The organism is Mesobacillus subterraneus, from assembly GCF_020524355.2.
Lineage (GTDB): Bacteria > Bacillota > Bacilli > Bacillales > Cytobacillaceae > Mesobacillus > Mesobacillus subterraneus_C.
Map to the genome: position 1 here is coordinate 1050299 of NZ_CP129019.1, position 15188 is coordinate 1065486.

Annotated in this window: 16 protein-coding genes; 10 read left to right on the top strand and 6 right to left on the bottom strand. The window is 41.5% G+C overall.

Annotated elements, in window-relative coordinates; genetic code table 11:
* Positions 1 to 77: 77 nt before the first annotated feature.
* Together LC048_RS05175 and LC048_RS05180 are read left to right on the top strand one after the other, a co-directional pair.
* On the top strand, positions 78 to 1394 hold the full coding sequence (locus LC048_RS05175) for a DEAD/DEAH box helicase (RefSeq protein ID WP_226602008.1): 1317 nt from the start codon (positions 78 to 80) through the stop codon (positions 1392 to 1394).
* Between the two features lie 21 nt (positions 1395 to 1415).
* A complete protein-coding gene (locus LC048_RS05180) occupies positions 1416 to 2306 on the top strand; it encodes a deoxyribonuclease IV (RefSeq protein ID WP_226602009.1) in 891 nt (296 codons plus the stop codon).
* A 471-nt stretch (positions 2307 to 2777) separates the two neighbouring features.
* Here LC048_RS05180 and LC048_RS05185 read toward each other — a convergent pair whose 3' ends face one another.
* Positions 2778 to 3032, bottom strand: coding sequence for a DUF2624 domain-containing protein (locus LC048_RS05185; protein WP_226602010.1), 255 nt, complete (start codon positions 3030 to 3032; stop codon positions 2778 to 2780).
* A gap of 151 nt (positions 3033 to 3183) precedes the next feature.
* Between LC048_RS05185 and LC048_RS05190 the strand changes: the two genes are divergently transcribed.
* Genes LC048_RS05190 through LC048_RS05200 form a run of 3 tightly spaced genes read left to right on the top strand, consistent with a single transcriptional unit; the run spans position 3184 to position 5239 of the window.
* Positions 3184 to 3978 carry a metal ABC transporter ATP-binding protein gene (locus tag LC048_RS05190; protein ID WP_226602011.1) on the top strand — a complete coding sequence of 265 codons (795 nt, stop codon included), beginning with the start codon at positions 3184 to 3186 and terminating at the stop codon, positions 3976 to 3978.
* Positions 3971 to 4813 (top strand): metal ABC transporter permease, encoded by an 843-nt coding sequence (locus LC048_RS05195; RefSeq protein WP_226602012.1) that lies wholly within the window; start codon positions 3971 to 3973, stop codon positions 4811 to 4813. The genes LC048_RS05190 and LC048_RS05195 overlap by 8 nt, the downstream gene beginning before the upstream one ends.
* 12 nt (positions 4814 to 4825) lie before the next feature.
* On the top strand, positions 4826 to 5239 hold the full coding sequence (locus tag LC048_RS05200; protein ID WP_226602013.1) for a zinc uptake transcriptional repressor Zur: 414 nt from the start codon (positions 4826 to 4828) through the stop codon (positions 5237 to 5239).
* Positions 5240 to 5295: 56 nt separating this feature from the next.
* Here LC048_RS05200 and LC048_RS05205 read toward each other — a convergent pair whose 3' ends face one another.
* Positions 5296 to 5865, bottom strand: coding sequence for a 5' nucleotidase, NT5C type (locus tag LC048_RS05205; protein WP_226602014.1), 570 nt, complete (start codon positions 5863 to 5865; stop codon positions 5296 to 5298).
* 158 nt (positions 5866 to 6023) lie between these two features.
* On the opposite strand from LC048_RS05205, the gene LC048_RS05210 reads away from it, so the two are divergent.
* Positions 6024 to 6578, top strand: a complete 555-nt coding sequence (locus LC048_RS05210) for a DUF4190 domain-containing protein (protein ID WP_226602015.1) — start codon at positions 6024 to 6026, stop codon at positions 6576 to 6578.
* Positions 6579 to 6641: 63 nt separating this feature from the next.
* Here LC048_RS05210 and ispG read toward each other — a convergent pair whose 3' ends face one another.
* From ispG to LC048_RS05225, 3 genes are all read right to left on the bottom strand, one after another.
* A complete protein-coding gene (gene ispG / locus LC048_RS05215) occupies positions 6642 to 7772 on the bottom strand; it encodes a flavodoxin-dependent (E)-4-hydroxy-3-methylbut-2-enyl-diphosphate synthase (RefSeq protein ID WP_371931999.1) in 1131 nt (376 codons plus the stop codon).
* 84 nt (positions 7773 to 7856) lie between these two features.
* Entirely contained in the window at positions 7857 to 8213 is a 357-nt protein-coding gene (locus LC048_RS05220; protein WP_226602017.1) for a hypothetical protein, read from the bottom strand.
* Positions 8214 to 8434: 221 nt separating this feature from the next.
* On the bottom strand, positions 8435 to 9211 hold the full coding sequence (locus tag LC048_RS05225; RefSeq protein ID WP_226602018.1) for a DUF1189 domain-containing protein: 777 nt from the start codon (positions 9209 to 9211) through the stop codon (positions 8435 to 8437).
* A gap of 220 nt (positions 9212 to 9431) precedes the next feature.
* Here LC048_RS05225 and LC048_RS05230 point away from each other — a divergent pair, with 220 nt between their 5' ends.
* Complete coding sequence (locus LC048_RS05230; protein ID WP_306049630.1) at positions 9432 to 11063, top strand: Na/Pi cotransporter family protein; 1632 nt, start codon at positions 9432 to 9434, stop codon at positions 11061 to 11063.
* Between the two features lie 349 nt (positions 11064 to 11412).
* On the top strand, positions 11413 to 11892 hold the full coding sequence (locus LC048_RS05235; RefSeq protein WP_226602020.1) for a DUF456 domain-containing protein: 480 nt from the start codon (positions 11413 to 11415) through the stop codon (positions 11890 to 11892).
* A 138-nt stretch (positions 11893 to 12030) separates the two neighbouring features.
* Here LC048_RS05235 and LC048_RS05240 read toward each other — a convergent pair whose 3' ends face one another.
* A complete protein-coding gene (locus tag LC048_RS05240; protein WP_306049632.1) occupies positions 12031 to 12723 on the bottom strand; it encodes a Crp/Fnr family transcriptional regulator in 693 nt (230 codons plus the stop codon).
* A gap of 446 nt (positions 12724 to 13169) precedes the next feature.
* Between LC048_RS05240 and LC048_RS05245 the strand changes: the two genes are divergently transcribed.
* On the top strand, positions 13170 to 13778 hold the full coding sequence (locus tag LC048_RS05245; RefSeq protein ID WP_306049634.1) for a superoxide dismutase: 609 nt from the start codon (positions 13170 to 13172) through the stop codon (positions 13776 to 13778).
* Between the two features lie 142 nt (positions 13779 to 13920).
* Complete coding sequence (locus LC048_RS05250; RefSeq protein ID WP_226602023.1) at positions 13921 to 15141, top strand: MFS transporter; 1221 nt, start codon at positions 13921 to 13923, stop codon at positions 15139 to 15141.
* Positions 15142 to 15188 lie beyond the last annotated feature (47 nt).

The window sequence follows — 15188 nt, forward strand, 5'->3', positions numbered from 1 at the left end:
GAACCTGATGAAATCAGCTTACGGAACGGCTGAAATCCCTTTTTAACAGGGAACAGGGTGAAAGAAGGAGATTCTCAATGAGTGAAACAAAATTTAATCGTTATGAATTGAAACCATTCATTATAGATGCGATCAATAAACTAGGTTTTCATGAGCCAACTGAAATCCAGGAACGTCTTATCCCTACGATCATGAAGGGAGAAAGTGCCATCGGCCAATCCCAGACGGGTACAGGAAAGACGCATGCCTATGTACTGCCTATCATGGACAAGCTTAACCCATCACGCAATGAGGTGCAGGCGGTAATCACTGCGCCAACTCGTGAGCTTGCCAACCAAATTTACCATGAAGTTCTTAAAATTGCTGAACACGCTCCGCAGGGAGAGCAGATCACAGCTCGTTGCTATATTGGCGGGACAGACAAGCAAAGAACGATTGAAAAGCTCAAGACACAGCCGCAAATCGTCATTGGCACTCCGGGGAGGATTAACGACCTGGTAAAGGAAAACGCGCTATTTGTGCATACGGCGAACATGCTCGTGATCGATGAGGCAGACTTAATGCTTGATATGGGATTCATCGAGGACATTGACCAGTTCGCATCCCGTATGCCAGAAAAGCTTCAAATGCTTGTATTTTCAGCAACGATTCCTGAAAAATTAAAACCATTCCTTAAAAAGTACATGGAAAACCCAAAATATGTACAAATCGATCCTAAACAGGCTACAGCAGAGAAGATTGAACATATTCTTCTGCCTGCAAGGCATCGTGATAAAATTGGGCTTGTTTATTCAGCGCTGGTTGCGTTCAATCCGTATCTTGGTATTGTATTTGCTAATACAAAGAAAAAAGTAGATGAAATTGCTGATGGTTTGATCCAAAAAGGGATGAAGGTTGGCCGTATCCATGGAGACCTGAGCCCGCGCGAACGCAAGCGTGTCATGAAACAGATTAAGGACCTTGAGTTCCAGTATCTTGTTGCTACTGACCTGGCCGCCAGAGGAATCGATATTCAAGGGATCAGCCATGTCATCAACTATGAACTTCCTACAGACCTGGATTTTTATATTCACAGGGTTGGAAGGACTGCCCGTGCAGGTTCTTCAGGTGTTGCCCTGACGGTCTATGAGCAGAGTGATGAAGATGCACTGATCCGTCTTGAAAAAATGGGCATCACTTTTAGAAACATTGATTTGAAAAAAGGTGAACTTACCGAAATCGAGGAGCGGAACAGACGCCTGAACAGAAAGAAAAAAGAAACTACAGGCGAGGCGAAGGCAAAGAATCTTGTTTCCAAACCTAAAAAGGTAAAACCAGGCTATAAGAAGAAAATGAAATATGAGATGGATAAAATTAAAAAGCGAGAAAACCGTATACAAAAAAGAAATAAATAAAGGGATTTAGGAGAGATCAAGATGTTAATTGGATCACATGTTTCCATGAGCGGCAAAAAGATGCTGCTTGCTGCTAGTGAGGAAGCTGTCTCATATGGTGCAAATACTTTTATGATCTATACGGGGGCACCTCAGAATACAAGAAGGAAAAAAATCGAGGACCTGAATATTGAAGCTGGCCGTCTGCATATGGAGCAGAATGGTATCGATGAAATCGTCGTCCATGCCCCTTATATCATCAATATAGGGAACAGTCAAAATCCTGATACCTTTGATTTAGGAGTAAGATTTTTACGAAGTGAAATCGATAGGACAGAGGCAATTGGTTCCAGGCAAATTGTGCTCCACCCAGGTGCGCATGTTGGAGCAGGTACAGAAAAAGGGATTGAAAAAATCATAGAGGGACTTAATGAAGTGCTTTCACAGGATGATCGAGTTCAAATTGCTCTTGAAACAATGGCTGGAAAAGGATCGGAGTGCGGAAAATCCTTTGAAGAACTCGCGATGATCATCGATGGAGTAACCCATAACGACAAGCTTTCTATTTGCTTCGATACTTGCCATACTCATGATGCAGGATACCGGATCGTTGAAGATTTTGATGGTGTGCTGAATGAATTCGATAAAATCATCGGTCTTGATAGATTGAAGGTGCTTCACCTCAATGACAGCAAAAATGAGGTCGGGATGAGGAAGGACCGTCACGAGAATATCGGATTCGGACATATCGGCTTTGAGGCATTAAGCTATATTGTCCATCATCCGCAATTGACACATGTTCCTAAGATTCTCGAAACTCCTTTTGTCGGTGAGGACAAGAACAGTAAAAAGGCGCCCTACAAACATGAGATTGACATGCTGAAAAGCAAACAATTTGAAGAAAATTTGCTTGATATCATCAGGAATAGCTAAACAAAAGCTGTGGATTTAGTTCCACAGCTTTTTTTGCGGGTAAAATAGGACCGGTTATGAGTGACCACTAGGTGGAATGATAGTTACAGGCATGACGGACAGAAATAGCCGGAAAAGAGGAAAAAATGTCCGTCAAAAGGGTCATGACGGACAGAAATAGGCGGGAAAGAGGAAAAAGTGTCCGTAATAAGGGTCGTGACGGACAGAAATAGCCGAGAGAGAGGAGAAAGTGTCCGTCATAAGGGTCATGACGGACAGAAATAGCCGAGAGAGAGGAGAAAGTGTCCGTCATAAGGGTCATGACGGACAGAAATAGCCGAGAGAGAGGAGAAAGTGTCCGTAATAAGGGTCGTGACGGACAGAAATAGGCGGGAAAGAGGAAAAAGTGTCCGTCAAGAGAGTCATGACGGACAGAAATAGGCGGGAAAAAGAAAAAAGTGTCCGTCATAGAAATCATGACGGACACACCTTTTATTTAGTGAAATTAACAAATAACTTATTAACTTCTTTTGCTGTTTCAGGGCTGGTGATTCTGGCGATTTGTTTGACCAATGCCGCTCTCTCTGAATCAATAAAGATGTTCACTTTTTTACCGCGTAAGTATCCGGCGATTTTTTCTGCCTGCCCCTTTGTTATGGAAATGTTAAATTGAGAAGCGTATTTCAGCAGTTCATCTGCCGTGATGTTCCCTATTTTATGGTTAATGATGTTTTCGAAAATAGCCAAAGATCATCACTCCTTCATAGTAGGGTATGTGCCCAGTTCTGGATTTGTGACAATTTTATTGGATTATGAGTTCTTTTATTTACATTATCGTCAGTAAGAGATATACTACTAAAAGTAAATCGGAATGATTCTTATTTTGCAGGTGATAAAAATGGACACGAATGATTACATCGTCCAGGTACAGGATCTTTATTATCGATATGATAAAGAAAATGTTCTTGAAAATATAAATCTGTCTATCCGTAAAGGCAGTTTTTTAGCAATTGTGGGTCCGAACGGTTCTGGAAAGTCCACATTGCTTAAGCTAATGCTCGGACTGATTAAGCCGCAGCAAGGTTCAATCAGCCTTTTCGGACAAGATATCGGCAAGTTTAAGGAACAGCAAAAAATTGGATTTGTATCGCAAAAGGCAAATTCTTTCAACACCGGCTTCCCCGCTACCGTTTTTGAAGTAGTCGCAAGCGGGCTGACGAAAAAGCTTGGCCTTTTCAACTTCTTGAAGAAGAATGACCATTCAAAAATAAAGGAAGCGATCGACTCTGTCGGAATGGGGAAATTCCTCGACAGGAATATTGGGGAACTATCAGGAGGCCAGCAGCAAAGGGTATTTATTGCGAGGGCACTTGTCAGTGAGCCTGAATTGCTGATTTTGGATGAACCAACGGTAGGTGTGGACGTTCAAAACGTCAATTCTTTTTATGGGATGCTTGAATTACTCAATAAAGAGAAAGGGATCACTCTTCTATTGGTTACTCATGATATAGGGACGATTTCAGAAAAAGTCACAAATGTGGCCTGCTTGAACAAAAACATGCATTTCCATGGAAGTGCTGAGGAATTCGAACAATTGAAGATAAATGATGTTTCGGAGATTTATGGTCATGATGTCCATGTATTGACACACGACCATCATCATCATCATGGAGGGGGGCACCTTCATGATTAGCGGACTGTTGCAATATGAGTTTTTGCAGAATGCTTTTTTGACCGGAATGATCATCGGGGTGATTGCTCCGCTTCTAGGCGTGTTTATCGTAGTCAGAAGGCTTTCGCTTATAGCTGATGCACTCAGCCATGTCACATTAGCGGGAATTGCCGCAAGCCTGCTTCTTGAGAAAAAATTCATGATGTTCAGTGGTGTGAATCCACTTTACATGGGAATGGCTTTCTCAGTTGGCGGCTCATTGTTCATCGAAAAACTGCGTTCTGTTTATAAACATTACCAGGAGTTGGCGATACCGATTATCCTGTCTGGCGGAATCGGGCTTGGGGTAATATTTATTTCGCTCGCGGATGGTTTCAATACAGATTTGTTCAGTTATTTATTTGGCAGCGTGAGTGCTGTGAGCAGGGCTGACCTATGGACAATCCTGATTATCAGCATACTGGTTATCGCTCTTGTTGTATTATTATATAAAGAACTTTTCCTTTTATCATTTGATGAAGAGTATGCAAGAGCAACTGGTATTGCCGCAAAGATTCTTCACTTTATTTTTATTGTTATGGTGGCACTGGTGATAGCCGCATCAATGAGGATCGTTGGCATCCTGTTGGTCTCATCCCTGATGACCCTGCCAGTTGCCGCAAGCATTCGGTTTGCGAAAGGTTTCAAACAAACCATCTTCTTTTCCATCCTGTTCGGTGAGATATCTGTTTTGGGCGGTTTGTTCCTGTCCTATTACCTTGACCTTGCTCCTGGCGGAACGATTGTGATGATTGCAGTCCTTATCCTTGTGCTATCCATTTGGCTAAAAAAACGAGCGGCTACGAGATCCATCTAATGGGGTGATATCATGAATGTGAACGAAGCAATGGACCTGTTGAAAGAACAGGGTTATAAGCATACTGGGAAAAGGGAAGATATGCTCCAGTTGTTTTCCGATAATGACAAATATCTGACTGCTCGCGATGTCCTTGAACAAATGAAGGGAAATTATCCTGGCTTGAGCTTCGATACCATCTACCGGAATTTGAGCGTGTTTGCTGATCTAGGTATTTTGGAAATGACAGAGTTGTCAGGTGAAAAGCATTTTCGATTCACCTGCTCACACAAAGAGCATCATCATCACTTCATTTGCCTTGACTGTGGAAAAACGAAGGAGATTGAGACCTGTCCAATGAGGAATATCGAAGCAAGCTTCAAAGGCTATGACATTTCCGGGCATAAATTTGAAATATACGGTCGCTGCCCTGACTGTGTTCAATAGACAAAATATATAAAATATTGACTGAAACGGAAAAACGGCCATGCTAATGGCCGTTTTTAACTATTTTCAAACCAGTTTTTTACCCATTCATTTGCTTCCTGCCAGTCATTCACCCGGATCACTCCATCAGGAATCGGTTCCTGGTTATAAGGAGTGTTGAAAAGGATCACCGGGATACTAAGTTCCTCGTGCAGGCTGACAGCATTGTCGTGTTTATCCTCGAAAAAGATATCCACTTCATACTTGCGGGCTGCCTCGATTTTATCATGTGAGCCAATCAGATGGATGTCATGATACCTCAGTTCATTGGCAGAAAACCATTCTTTAGTCAGATTTAATAAATGTGTTCCCCTTGCGCTAATGAAATATAATTCGTGCTGTGTCTCCCAGCTCTTTAAAATATCCTTTGCTCCTTCTGCTAACGGGGAGTTGGAATAAATCACGGGTTCCATCTTTTTGAACCAGGCTGCGAACTCTCTTTCAGATACAGATACAAGCGGCATAAAATCATATTGCTTAATATCATCTAAAGTAATGTTTAAATTGAATCCTTCATTTAAATAAGGTACAAATGTAGTCGGACAAGTGACTGTACCATCGATGTCTATGCCAAAACGTTTTTTCATCAATCTTCTCCTTAAACATTGATCTTTCTTTCATCTTACCAAATATGGAAGGCCCGCAAAAGATTTACTTTCTCAAGTTAGTCAAACATTGCCATGATGAAATCCTCGCTACTCGTAAACAATAATAAATGCTCCACTTAAGAAAGCGAGGGATTAAAGTGGCAGACCAAGAGCGAAAACAGAGAGGTACCGAGTATATCACTGAACCTAAGCAGGATGTCATCACTATAAGGGATGCGCGTGATGAAATATACCAGGAAGAAACAGCAACTGAACTGTACTCTCCTGCACGTGATGATCATTACCAGGAAATGACTGCAATTGCAGGACCTGAACGTGAGGAACATTATCAGGAAATGACAGCAATCGCTGGACCTGGGCGTGATGAGCACTACCAGGAGATGACTGCAATCGCCCGGCCTGTACGTAAGGAACAGTATCAGGAAGAAACTGCGGCGGAGATTGCTGCTCCTGCTCAACCTGCATTTACAAGAAGGTCAGAAGAAGAAAGTACAACTGGAGGACGAGGGCTTGCTTTATCAGCTCTTGCCTTATCGATCTTGTCGCTGTTTATTTTACCTGTTCTTTTCGGAGCTGCGGGGATTGTCCTTGGCTTCATGGCTCGCAGAAGAGGATCCGCAATCGGAAGCTGGGCAATTGGGATAGGGACAATCTCAATTCTCGTCGGCATCTTTATATTGCCGTTCTTTTAACGGTATTAAATTGAATGCCAATAAAAAATGCCCGGGAATTAATTCCCGGGCATTTTGATCATGTTATTTCTGAAGCGCAGCTTCGCGAATCTTTTCTTCAGCAATTTTATCGATTTCTTTCTTTAGTTCTTCCACCATTGTTTCTTCTGGCACTTTGCGGACAATCTCACCTTTTCTAAAAAGAAGACCTTCCCCTCTCGCACCTGCAATGCCGATATCAGCTTCACGTGCTTCGCCAGGACCGTTAACAGCACATCCAAGCACAGCTACCTTAATCGGTGCCTTTATCTTTGAGATGTACTCTTCTACCTCATTGGCAATGCTGATCAAATCGATTTCGATTCGTCCGCATGTTGGACAAGAGATTAATGTCGCAGCATTCGCTGCAAGTCCAAACGATTTTAACAGTTCTCTTGCGACCTTAACTTCCTCCACTGGATCTGCACTTAATGATACCCTGACAGTATTTCCGATTCCTTTGCTGAGAATCGCTCCCAGGCCAGCGGCACTTTTGACAGTACCTGCAAATAAAGTGCCTGATTCCGTGATTCCAAGGTGAAGCGGATAATCAAAAGCCTTTGCAGCTTTTTCGTAAGCCTCGATCGCCAGATTAACATCAGAAGCCTTCATGGAGACGATGATATTATGGAAATCAAGGTCCTCAAGGATTTTGATGTGGTGCAAAGCGCTCTCGACCATTCCATCAGCTGTAGGATAGCCATATTTTTCAAGGATACGTCTTTCAAGAGAACCAGCATTTACGCCGATTCTGATAGGGATCCCGCGCTCTTTTGCAGCTTTTACAACGTCCTCTACCTTTTCGCGCCTGCCGATATTACCAGGATTGATCCTGATTTTGTCAGCTCCGCCTTCTATCGCCTTTAACGCCAGACGGTAATCAAAATGGATATCAACAACCAGAGGAATGTTTATTCTTTTTTTGATTTCTGAAATAGCATTTGCAGCTCTTTCATCCGGGCAAGCAACACGCACAACCTGGCAGCCTGCTTCTTCAAGGCGCATGATTTCAGCGACAGTCGCTTCGACATCATGCGTCTTCGTAGTAGTCATACTCTGGATGACAACTTCATTGTTGCCTCCAATGGTTAAATTCCCAACCTTGATTGGACGGGTTTTGGTACGATGTATAATTTCACTCAACAGTGATTCGCTCCTTTGAAAAATGGAATTCATGAATATGTTCCTAAAGATGCACAACCCCATTTTATCAATCTTTTGCTCAAATTGACAAGGAAAGACTTCAATTGTTAGCCTTTGCTAATTTTGGCTGCTGTAGTCCGGGAATTTATAAACGTTACCGAACTTGATTTTTTGTGGATTTGTTCCATCGTTCAGCTTTTTAAAGTCTTCCACTGCTTGTGAGACAGGAACGTTCAGTGGTTTGTCCATATAACTGTCAATTACTGATAGCACCGTATCACCTGGCAGGACTTCGTGTTCAAAAAAAGGGATTGCTTGTGTGGATTGAGTTTCTCCATCTTCCGTTTCTGCCATTTTATTTTCCAATATTTCAGGTTCTTGTAATTTCGCTGCTGGAAGTGTTCCTATGCTCAAATCATTGTAGACTGCGTAAGTTACTATTAAGAAAACCAATAATCCAGCCAGTTTTTTCATAGGACCTTCCTCCCTAAATGCTTATATCATTATTTATGCAGGAGAAATAGAGTTAAGAACATATTTGATAGAAAAAAATGAAAGTTTATATCAAGAAAATAAAATAATCTATCTGTTAGGGTTGAGGAAACACTTTGTTTAAGAGGATACATAATGGGGCAGAAAGAAAGAAAACCTTAAAGAATGATATGAAAGAAAAAAATACGCCAGAGGCGCATTTCTTAACTTTCCGATTGTTTCTTCGCTGGCAGCTCTTTAATCGCCAGTAAAAGCATCATTGAAGCAACAAACCAATTAATGGAGAAACTGAAGGGCACTTCTGTTTTTAATAATGCCATGATCGTGAAAAATATAGTAGGGAGAGTGATGCTGTATGCTGCCATCCTCCATAAGTGTCTGTATTGAAGCGTTCTCCCAGCGAGATTTTTCAATAGAAGGCCAAAGAGTGCTAATAGAGAAACCTCGATGAATTTTATGCCGCTGGAAAAAGCATAAATGACAATAAATAGTATCCCTAGCAATACAGGGAGCGAGGATTCAGCCGTATTGATGAGAGAAATAATGTCATCCTTCGTCATAGTTTCCGTTGTGAAAAGAGTGTAAGGAACTGCATTGGTTTCGCCGCCGGCAGCCAGCACAATCTCATTTTGAAGCATTGCAACGTTTGCATTCATGCCAGCCAGTTCACTTTCTTCGATAGCACCAGTTGGGTCAAAAATTAACGTGAAACTACCATTTTTAATTGTGACCGGTGCCTTAATTTCTGACTTCAGTACTCCATCTTGAATCGTAAAAGAAGGTAAATCCGTTTTGATGGATTGCTTGACAGAGCCAACAGCCTCTGAAATCCCGACAAACATATAAGAGACTACAGGTAGAATGGATATTAGGGTCAGCATGAAGACAAATAAGATAGTTTTACCTATTCCCTGAAATCGAGTGTCCGCAATCACCTTCGGAGAATACATGCTTTTAGCCATTTGTGTAAAAATACTCATGAATACACGTCCTTTATTAGAATTCCACTCACTATTTTAGCTTTTCACCTAGTTGAATAACAACCTTTTTACCTGCACTTTGTAACATAATTGTAACATAACGATGAAATGTTAAGGTATTGTAAATTCGAGTCGAAAATAGTTTACTTTTCGTTAATATTTACTTCATAATAAGCTGTGTTTGTAGATGTTTGTCGAAATAAATCTAGGGGTTGAAAAAATGGAATTGAATCTTCAAGAAATGCTGTTTGAGTTCTTTGGTGGCTTTGGAATTTTCTTATACGGCATTAAATTTATGGGTGATGGTTTGCAAAAGTCAGCCGGGGATCGATTGCGCGATGTTCTTGACCGCTTTACGACCAACCCGATCATGGGTGTTCTAGCTGGTCTGATTGTAACTGTATTAGTCCAGAGTAGTTCAGCAACCACAGTTATTACGGTTGGATTAGTAAGTGCCGGGTTCATGACCCTGCGCCAGGCAATTGGGGTCATTATGGGCGCAAACATCGGTACGACGATTACTGCGTTTATCATCGGTATTGATGTTGGTGAATATGCATTGCCGATTATTGCAGTTGGTTCTATTCTATTATTTTTCTTTAAAAGTAAAAAGGTACATAATATCGGACAAATCGTTTTCGGTTTTGGTGCCTTGTTTTATGGACTCGAATTGATGAGTGGTGGAATGAAGCCACTTCGCAGCCTCGAATCTTTCCATGAATTGACAGTAGAGCTTAGCTCAAATCCTTTCCTTGGAGTTGTTATCGGTACAGTTTTCACTGTTATCGTCCAAAGTTCAAGTGCGACAATTGGAATCCTGCAAGGCTTGCATGCTGAGAATTTGATTAATCTCAATGGTGCCCTTCCAGTATTATTTGGAGATAATGTTGGTACAACAATTACCGCTGTTCTTGCAGCCATTGGCACTTCTGTTGCTGCAAAAAGAGCTGCGGCAACACATGTATTATTCAACTTAATAGGAACTACCCTATTTTTAATATTGTTAAAGCCTTTTACTGCTATAATCGAAATCATGAGGGACAACCTTTCGCTAAATCCTGAAATGACAATTGCATTTGCCCACGGGATTTTCAACACTTCTAATACTCTGATCCAGCTGCCTTTTGTAGCAGTATTGGCATTGATTGTGACGAAGTTGATTCCGGGAGAAGATGCTATCGTTGATTACAAGGCGCAGCACCTTGATCCAGTATTCATCGAGCAATCTCCTTCGATTGCATTGGGACAGGCGAAGGAAGAAGTTCTGCGCATGGGTAAGTTTGCGCTGAAGGGACTTGAAGAAACAAATGAATTTTTAAAGACAAAAAATACAAAGCATTCTTCTAATGCATATCAGTTAGAGGAAGCAATCAATAACCTTGACCGCAAAATTACGGATTATCTAGTAGATTTGGCAACAAGCTCTCTATCAGAACATGAATCAGAAGAACACAGCATGCTGATGGATACAGTCCGGGATATTGAAAGAATCGGGGACCACTTCGAAAATATAGTAGAACTAATCGAGTATCAGCAGGCGAATAAGGTCAAGATGACTAATACAGCAATGGAAGACCTGGAAGTCATGTTCAACCTGACTGTAAGTACTGTCGAAGAAGCACTTCAGGCGTTGGATCAGAAGAATCCTGATGCAGCCAGAGCAGTTGTCACAAAAGAAGATGAAATTGACAGCATGGAGCGTACGCTCAGGAAGCAGCACATCCTTCGCATGAATGAAGGTCAGTGTTCTGGACAGGCAGGCATCGTCTTTGTTGATATCGTCAGCAACCTGGAGCGAATCGGCGACCATGCAGTAAACATCGCTGAGTACGTTTTGGGAGATCAGAAATAGTGGTAAAATAAGCAAAGGGAAACCTTTGCTTATTTTTTATTTTACTGGATAAGAAAGTATAAATTTTTTGCATTTAGATAAGTGTCTAGCTCCAGCTCCTAGCCCCTCGAGTCGCTTCGGTCCGCTCAGGTGAAGTCAAAGGGCGACTTCACTGATCGGTCCTCCAGCGCTTGTCGGGGCTGCCCAAGGCGCTTGCGCTTTTCTTTGTCTAGCTCCAGCGCCTAGCCCCTCGAGTCGCTTCGGTCCGCTCAGGTGAAGTCAAAGGGCGACTTCACTGGTCGGTCCTCCAGCGCTTGTCGGGGCTGCCCAAGGCGCTTGCGCATTTATTATTTAAAAAAGGATGGTTAGAATGGACTTTGTATATTGGATCATTATTGGAGTGCTTTTTGTAGGAGCTTTTGCCAGCTTGGTTGTTCCCATTTTGCCTGGGGTACTCTTATTGTTTGGAGGTTTTATCCTTTACGGCTTGTTTTTTTCATTCGAGCCTTTTAACTGGCTGTTCTGGACAGTTCAAGGTCTATTCGTAGCATTACTGTTTGGTGCGGATTATATTGCCAACATAATTGGTGTGAAGAAATACGGGGGAAGCAAGGCGGGGATGTGGGGAAGCACAATCGGTTTGCTGGTCGGACCTTTTGTCATACCAGTCCTTGGTATCCTGGTTGGTCCATTTTTAGGAGCGGCACTTGCAGAATTGTTCGTTAATAAAAAGAATCTGAATGAAGCGATTAAGGTCGGCTTCGGTTCTGTGGTCGGTTTTGTCAGCAGTGTGGTAACAAAAGGTCTAATCATGACCATCATGCTCATATATTTCTTCCTATTGGTATAAAAAAATCGTGCTGTAGCAGCACGATTTTTTTATAACTCCGTATACAGGCGGTAGGGGTTCAACCGGAAGGCATTCGTGATCTAATGCTGAGTTCAGTCCATGCATAAGCTTGCACTTCATCATCTTTTGCAGGATTTATTAGTTAAGCCCGCAAATTTCAAATGAACAATTCTGGCAATCAACTTCTTTCTTTAGATAGCCCAGGTTTTTTACCGTGAATTTAAGCTGATCATAAGCGATGACGTCTTTTTCGCGTAATTCCTTCAGCATTCTTTGAATCACTTCACGTGTTCCATACGTTAAATTGACCAGCTCCTGGTGGGTGAGAGGTATATCAATCAGGATTCCTTCGTCTGTCATGACACCATAACTATTGCACAGCCGAATTAAAATTGAGTACAGGCCGCCTTTCTTTCCGTTCATGATCAGATCCTGACATTTCATCTGTGCTTTTAGGTATCTGGTGCTTAGCCAGTTTACCATCGCGTGCATAGCAGTTTTATCGTTCATAATGAATTCTTCGAACTGCTCTCTTTTGATCAAGAGAATTTCACATTCTGTAAGTGTCTTAGCAGAGAAGTGATACCGTGGATTATGCTTGAACAGTTCATATTCAATAATCATTTCTTCGCCATTCAAGATTTTTAGGATGAATTCCTTTCCTTTCATATGGACACGGCCAACAGATACACTTCCACTGAGGATTACATACACATTCTGAACATTTTCATCTTCCTGGAATAGCAATGTATCCGGCTTTATTTTTTGAATGGTTTCCCGATCAATGAAGTTTTGCAGAATTAAGCTATATAATGATATATTTTTGTCCATCAAGGTCGTCTCCTTATTAAGCCTTTCTATACTTTTGATTTAAAAGAATTGTTCTTACTGTGTCAACGGTGTATTGGGAATAACTGGAGCATATATGTTGTTGATGCGACATATATCGTTGACAGGACTGCATTTGAGCAATATTGACGAATTTCTGAAACTTTTATATATGACTCCATTGCCGATTTGTTATGAACAGAATTGATAGACTGGCACAAGAGAATTTCCACTTAATTTTCATTAATGATAGTGCTAATGAAAATATTATGTATACATGATTAAAGAAAAGGGGATTTTAAATACGCTATAACAAAGCATTTTATTTGAAACGATTATCGTTCTTTGGTAATCTAAACAAGAAGCACTTTTAGAACAATTCTAATAACAGAATTATGTGAAAGGTTTTGTTCTCGAAGTGAAACACGATACATAGGAGGATGTTAATAATGGCATTTGAATTACCACAATTACCTTATGGATATGATGCACTTGAGCCACACATCGACAAGGAAACAATGAATATTCACCACACTAAGCACCACAACACTTATGTAACAAATCTTAACAATGCTTTGGAAGGCAACGAAGAGCTGCTTTCTAAAACTGTTGAGGAAGTAGTATCTAACCTTGACGCAGTTCCAGAAGCAGCACGCACAGCAGTACGCAACAATGGTGGCGGACACGCAAACCACTCTTTATTCTGGCAAGTCATTTCTCCTAATGGCGGCGGAGAACCTACTGGCGAGCTTGCAGAAGCAATCAATTCTAAATTTGGCGGCTTCGAAGGCTTCAAGGAAGAGTTTTCTAAGGCAGCTACTACTCGTTTCGGCTCAGGCTGGGCTTGGCTTGTTGTTAACAACGGTGAGCTTGAAGTTACTAGCACTCCAAACCAGGACTCTCCATTAATGGAAGGCAAGACTCCAGTTCTTGACCTTGATGTTTGGGAGCACGCATACTACCTGAACTACCAAAACAGAAGACCAGAATACATTGGTGCATTCTGGAATGTTGTTAACTGGGAAGAAGTTAGCAAGCGTTTCGCTTCAGCAAAATAATTATGATAACTTGGGGGGCTGCCTTTGACTGCAGCCTCTCTTTTTTTATTTCAACTTTTTAGAGCGACTGAAGACCTCTGGAAAAACTGAATAACCCCCATTACTTTGTTAGAAACTACCCAAGAGAAAAGGGGAGTCGATCATGAGCAAAGTAAGCAAATTATTAGGAGACATTGAATTGACAAAGGATTTAGCGCTCCTTTTGATTATTGGGGGATTGTACTCATTAAGCATTGCCCTTTCGAATACCTTTGTTAACATTTATTTATGGAAGCAATCTGGTGAGCTTGCCGATCTGGCAATGTATAATTTATCGGTTTTCATTGCCCAGCCACTTACATTCATTCTTGCGGGAAGATGGGCCAAAAAAGTCGACAGGGTGATTGTCCTTCGAATTGGTGTAATTTTTCTCGCTTTGTTTTATGTAACAGTTTTAATTGTAGGGACGAAAGCTTCTGAATTTTTACTGATACTAGGTGTTCTTTTAGGAATTGGCTATGGTTTTTATTGGCTTGCCTACAATGTCCTTACCTTTGAAATAACGGAACCGGAAACACGTGATTTCTTTAATGGCTTTCTTGGCATCTTGGGTTCAGTCGGTGGGATGATAGGTCCCGTAGCTGCAGGTTTCATTATTTCCCGTCTTGAAAAATTAACTGGTTATACGGTAGTATTTGGACTTTCATTAGGTCTTTTTTCAATCGCAGTGTTGCTAAGTTTCTTCCTGAAACGGAGACCTGCTCATGGGAAGTATTGGTTTCAGCGCATTATCACGGAGAGGAAACATAATAAAAATTGGCGATTGGTTACAAATGCTCATTTTTTTCAAGGCTTGAGGGAGGGAGTATTTGTTTTCATTGTTTCGGTATTTGTATTTGTTGCGACAGACAGCGAAATGGCGTTAGGCACCTATGGGTTGATTAATTCAGGTATATCCTTTGTTGCCTATTTTATTGTCTCAAGAATGCTGAAAAAACAGCACAGGAAAAAAGCGATTCTAGTTGGCGGGGTTCTCCTCTTTTTAGCCATTTTCCTGTTGGTTTTCCAGGTCAGCTATTTCCGTCTGTTGTTATATGCGGCTCTGATTGCCGTCGCTTATCCATTGCTTCTCGTCCCATATGCATCCATGACCTATGATGTGATTGGACGTGGCTGGAAAGCTGCTGAAATGAGAATCGAATATGTAGTTGTCCGCGAATTATTTCTCAATCTTGGCCGTATTGCTTCGATAATTTTATTCCTGGTTTCGACCCATATGTTCAATGAGGAAAGGGCAATCCCCATCCTGCTGGTCATTCTTGGGAGCGGCCATACATTGATTTACTTTTTTATAAGGAAAATCCAACTAAAAGCTCCAGCATGACCGGGTTGTCCCCCCCCCCCCGGTCTTTTCTCTATAGTCCAATAGAT

Excerpts from the sequence above, each read along its gene's own strand:
- LC048_RS05175 (WP_226602008.1), top strand. The coding sequence starts at position 78 with ATGAGTGAAACAAAATTTAATCGTTATGAATTGAAACCATTCATTATA.
- LC048_RS05250 (WP_226602023.1), top strand. The coding sequence starts at position 13,921 with ATGAGCAAAGTAAGCAAATTATTAGGAGACATTGAATTGACAAAGGAT.
- LC048_RS05200 (WP_226602013.1), top strand. The coding sequence starts at position 4,826 with ATGAATGTGAACGAAGCAATGGACCTGTTGAAAGAACAGGGTTATAAG.
- ispG (WP_371931999.1), bottom strand. The coding sequence starts at position 7,772 with ATGAATTCCATTTTTCAAAGGAGCGAATCACTGTTGAGTGAAATTATA.
- LC048_RS05245 (WP_306049634.1), top strand. The coding sequence starts at position 13,170 with ATGGCATTTGAATTACCACAATTACCTTATGGATATGATGCACTTGAG.
- LC048_RS05220 (WP_226602017.1), bottom strand. The coding sequence starts at position 8,213 with ATGAAAAAACTGGCTGGATTATTGGTTTTCTTAATAGTAACTTACGCA.
- LC048_RS05180 (WP_226602009.1), top strand. The coding sequence starts at position 1,416 with ATGTTAATTGGATCACATGTTTCCATGAGCGGCAAAAAGATGCTGCTT.
- LC048_RS05230 (WP_306049630.1), top strand. The coding sequence starts at position 9,432 with ATGGAATTGAATCTTCAAGAAATGCTGTTTGAGTTCTTTGGTGGCTTT.
- LC048_RS05195 (WP_226602012.1), top strand. The coding sequence starts at position 3,971 with ATGATTAGCGGACTGTTGCAATATGAGTTTTTGCAGAATGCTTTTTTG.
- LC048_RS05235 (WP_226602020.1), top strand. The coding sequence starts at position 11,413 with ATGGACTTTGTATATTGGATCATTATTGGAGTGCTTTTTGTAGGAGCT.
- LC048_RS05240 (WP_306049632.1), bottom strand. The coding sequence starts at position 12,723 with ATGGACAAAAATATATCATTATATAGCTTAATTCTGCAAAACTTCATT.
- LC048_RS05205 (WP_226602014.1), bottom strand. The coding sequence starts at position 5,865 with ATGAAAAAACGTTTTGGCATAGACATCGATGGTACAGTCACTTGTCCG.
- LC048_RS05190 (WP_226602011.1), top strand. The coding sequence starts at position 3,184 with ATGGACACGAATGATTACATCGTCCAGGTACAGGATCTTTATTATCGA.
- LC048_RS05225 (WP_226602018.1), bottom strand. The coding sequence starts at position 9,211 with ATGAGTATTTTTACACAAATGGCTAAAAGCATGTATTCTCCGAAGGTG.